Source organism: Psychroflexus sp. MES1-P1E, from assembly GCF_002836055.1.
GTDB lineage: Bacteria > Bacteroidota > Bacteroidia > Flavobacteriales > Flavobacteriaceae > Psychroflexus.
Genome location: NZ_PJBS01000212.1, coordinates 1 through 3,372 on the forward strand (window position 1 = coordinate 1; position 3,372 = coordinate 3,372).

At 29.2% G+C, this 3,372-nt stretch carries 7 protein-coding genes; all 7 read left to right on the forward strand.

Going from position 1 to position 3,372, the window contains the following annotated elements; translation table 11 throughout:
- The first annotated feature begins 271 nt into the window (after positions 1 to 271).
- The 7 genes from CXF67_RS08800 (at position 272) to CXF67_RS08825 (ending at position 3,292) form a co-directional block, all read left to right on the forward strand.
- Positions 272 to 874 (forward strand): hypothetical protein, encoded by a 603-nt coding sequence (locus tag CXF67_RS08800; protein WP_102088419.1) that lies wholly within the window; start codon positions 272 to 274, stop codon positions 872 to 874.
- Positions 875 to 1,055: 181 nt separating this feature from the next.
- On the forward strand, positions 1,056 to 1,538 hold the full coding sequence (locus CXF67_RS08805) for a hypothetical protein (RefSeq protein ID WP_145990421.1): 483 nt from the start codon (positions 1,056 to 1,058) through the stop codon (positions 1,536 to 1,538).
- Complete coding sequence (locus CXF67_RS08810) at positions 1,520 to 1,720, forward strand: hypothetical protein (protein WP_102088421.1); 201 nt, start codon at positions 1,520 to 1,522, stop codon at positions 1,718 to 1,720. Before CXF67_RS08805 ends, CXF67_RS08810 begins: the two co-directional genes overlap by 19 nt.
- A 99-nt stretch (positions 1,721 to 1,819) precedes the next feature.
- Positions 1,820 to 2,128 (forward strand): hypothetical protein, encoded by a 309-nt coding sequence (locus CXF67_RS08815; protein WP_102088422.1) that lies wholly within the window; start codon positions 1,820 to 1,822, stop codon positions 2,126 to 2,128.
- 94 nt (positions 2,129 to 2,222) lie between these two features.
- Positions 2,223 to 2,459 carry a hypothetical protein gene (locus CXF67_RS08820; protein WP_102088423.1) on the forward strand — a complete coding sequence of 79 codons (237 nt, stop codon included), beginning with the start codon at positions 2,223 to 2,225 and terminating at the stop codon, positions 2,457 to 2,459.
- 180 nt (positions 2,460 to 2,639) lie between these two features.
- Positions 2,640 to 2,819, forward strand: a complete 180-nt coding sequence (locus CXF67_RS17845; RefSeq protein ID WP_145990422.1) for a hypothetical protein — start codon at positions 2,640 to 2,642, stop codon at positions 2,817 to 2,819.
- Between the two features lie 158 nt (positions 2,820 to 2,977).
- Complete coding sequence (locus CXF67_RS08825) at positions 2,978 to 3,292, forward strand: virulence RhuM family protein (RefSeq protein ID WP_102088424.1); 315 nt, start codon at positions 2,978 to 2,980, stop codon at positions 3,290 to 3,292.
- The last annotated feature ends 80 nt before the right edge of the window (positions 3,293 to 3,372 follow it).

Consider the following 3,372-nt stretch of genomic DNA (forward strand, 5'->3'; position numbering starts at 1 on the left):
TAAGGTTGAAGTTGACGAAGAAAATAAGGTGATTGAATCAGTAATTGTGCTGAACGAATAAAACCAGTCCTTAATAAGGTATAAGCGTAATGTGGTTTTAGTGATTATCTCTAAGTAAAGCAATATTTAGAATGGTTTTTATAAACTGAAACATATTGCTTTTTTACACCACACTACGCTTATACTTTACTGTTATCAAATATAAAACTGAAACTTTAAAAAAATAAAGATTAAATATTAAAACAATTATAAATTAAAAAAAGGAATGAAAATGAAAAAAGTATTATTAGGATTAGTATTATTTATCGGAATGAACTGTTTTGCACAACAAAAATCTAAAGTGCAAGAAGTAAATGGAATTGAAGTTTATTTATTGGCTGAACCATTGAGAGAATATGAAACTTTGAAAAGTGGTGGGAAAGGAATTCAATGGGGTTCTGCAATTACAGGTGGTTTAATTAACGAAAGTATAGCAACAAAAGTTACAAAGTATATTAAAAAATTAGCGAAAGAATACAAATATGAAAACATTGGCTTTGACGCAATTATTTATACTAATGGAAAACAAATGACAGCTATTAAGTTTACAGATGAAAAAACAGATGAAAATGACAGAATTGCTATTGTTCAAAAAATAGAAGGGATTCCGTTTTTTGTTATGGGCGAGCCAATAACTGAATATGAATTTGTGAAATCAATTGGTGGTGGGTTAAAATGGAAATCTGCATTAACAGGAGGTTTAATTAACAATAGTATTGAACAAGATTTAATGAAATTTGCTAAAAAAATGGATAAAAAATTTAGGAGAAAACAAATTTCAGCGATTATTTATAAGCGTGGGAAAAAAGCGAATGCGATAAAATTCACAAAATAAAAGAAAATTACATTTGCTAACACCCTGTATTAAAAATTGCTGGTTTTGGCTAAATCAAAAGTCAGTTGCGATTTGCCAACTTCTGAATTTCCGTCGGAAATTCCTCGTTGATAAATCGCAACCTTCCATACATAACAACGTTTTGTTGTGTTATAACCTTGAATCCAAGCATTCTAAAAAAATGAATCGAATAATACTATTTGTCTTATTATTTACAATGACGATCTTTAGTCGTGCACAGAATATAAAAAATGGTACAAATTCTTTAAACATTATAATAGATAAAAATGTTTTAAATGCTGAAGATCAAAACGAAAAAGAAATTATAAAAATTTGGAATAGTTATCTTAACTCCGGAGAATACAAGAATCCGAAAACTATTTACTGGGACAGAAGTGAATATCCTATCCCCGACTATTTCCTTTGGCCTGTTAATATCAAAAACTTAAAAAGTAGAACTCCTAAAGTTCAATGTACCATCATAGGAATTTATCCAACTGAAAATAATCATTATGCTCTGAAAACATCCTTAACAAGAAGTGGAGCGAACGGAGAAATTGTTTTAAAAGCCATAATATCGGTGTTTGCAAAAAAAATAAATGGCGACTATTTATTAGTTAGTAGTTCCCAATACCATAAAGGCTTATGGAAAAAAAACATGTAGGTCAGATAAACTACTATGTTCACCCCAATCACAAATTTGACGAGCAACAAGCAGGAGAAATGAATGCTTTTAATGTGAAAATGGCAAAATTGTTTAATATTCCTGCTATTTCATTTGATTATTTTGTCAGTAATTATTCCAGAGAAATTGTTAAACTTTGGGGCTATGATTATAGGCTATAAATATACATACCAGAACAAACAGGTGGTGTTGCCGGCATAAGTAATGGTTTAGTTCATGCAGGGAATAATTCTGAATCCTATCCTCATGAGCTTGTACATTTGTATACCAATGAGGTTTACCCAGACGGCTATCATTTTTGGCTTAACGAGGGATTTGCAACTTATATGGCAGGTAGTGGTGGTTATGATCTAGATTGGCATATAGAAAAGTTTAAAGCATACACCATTGAAAATCCAGATTTTGAAATCTCATTTAAGACTTTAAAAGGATATGTTCCTAATGGATTACATAATACAGAATTTAGATATGTAATTGGTAGATTGATTTGTAAAAAAGTATATGAATCCAAAAGAATGAAAGCTCTTTTTGAAGGATTAAAAACAGTAAGAACAGATGAGGATTTATAAGTGGTGTTATTGCTTCAATTGTAGCGACTGGTGTAATTTCCTTAATTATACTTTTATTGAATAATTATCAATCTATAATAAAAGTCTTTAACTAATGGAGAAAAATGAATTTGAAACAGAAAAGATAAAGGCAGAAACCAAGTCAATTATAGTAAAAAAAAATATTGACATAGTAAAAGGATCACTTCTAATTATTGGTTCAGTAATTTTATTCATTGTCATACAACAACCTGATTCTGTGTTAAATAGACAAATTTCAAAAGAAACTATCAGTAGAGAAAGAGCGAAGTTAATTCTTGACTTAACAAAAAACAGTAACTATAATAAATAAATTATTTTTGGTCTTTCAATTATAAAAAATGCTTGTCCAACAAATGATAATATATAGATAAACAACATAATTGATTTATATCAAACAAAACTTAATAAAGAAGAAATTAAAGAGATTTCCCTTGACACAATTTCTCAAGTAAAAATCAATTTACTAAAAGATGAATTGAAAAAATTATGTTTGAGAAAAGAAAATTTACAATATCATCTTATCTCTGAAATGTCTGGTATAAAAGAAGGAACAACAACTGGTCTGAAAGGATATGGACCTGTTGCAAAAAGAATTGAATTGATGTTAAGGGATTTTAATTATCAAATAGATAAATTGATAACCAAAATGAATGAAATAGAAAATAATTAACAAAAACGGCTACCAACAATCTGTATAGTTAATGGCTACAAAGTGCCAAACCCAAAGTTAAGTACCCTAAATTTAATTTGTGCTTGACCGAAAATATAGTAATTTTATAAAGCCACTAACCGTAGAGGCAACGTTGTGGTTAATTTAAAAAAACAAGAATGTCTAAGGAAGGAAAAAGCAATATTAAACCTGAAGATAAAGTACTAGTTGTATTTAAACCTTCTCAAGGAGTTACTGAATACCAAGTTATTCTTGACGAAAATCAAGAAACTCTTTGGGCTACTGAACTTCAAATTGCTGATATTTTTGGTAGAGATAGAACTGTAATTAATAGACATATTAGAAATAGTTATAAAGATAGAGAACTTGATGAAGGTTCAACTAGTGCAAAAATTGCACAAGTTCGAATAGAAGGTGGTAGAGAAATAGAAAGAGAAGTTACTCATTATAATCTAGATGTAATACCAATTTAAATTACAAATGTCGCCATATAGGCGTCTAAATAGTGGTGGTTCGATGTTATTGATTGAATTGTTTCAGCTTTCATTTCGCC

Coding starts and splice junctions, on each gene's coding strand:
- CXF67_RS08800 (WP_102088419.1), top strand. CDS start 272: ATGAAAAAAGTATTATTAGGATTAGTATTATTTATCGGAATGAACTGT.
- CXF67_RS08810 (WP_102088421.1), top strand. CDS start 1,520: ATGGAAAAAAAACATGTAGGTCAGATAAACTACTATGTTCACCCCAAT.
- CXF67_RS08820 (WP_102088423.1), top strand. CDS start 2,223: ATGGAGAAAAATGAATTTGAAACAGAAAAGATAAAGGCAGAAACCAAG.
- CXF67_RS08805 (WP_145990421.1), top strand. CDS start 1,056: ATGAATCGAATAATACTATTTGTCTTATTATTTACAATGACGATCTTT.
- CXF67_RS08825 (WP_102088424.1), top strand. CDS start 2,978: ATGTCTAAGGAAGGAAAAAGCAATATTAAACCTGAAGATAAAGTACTA.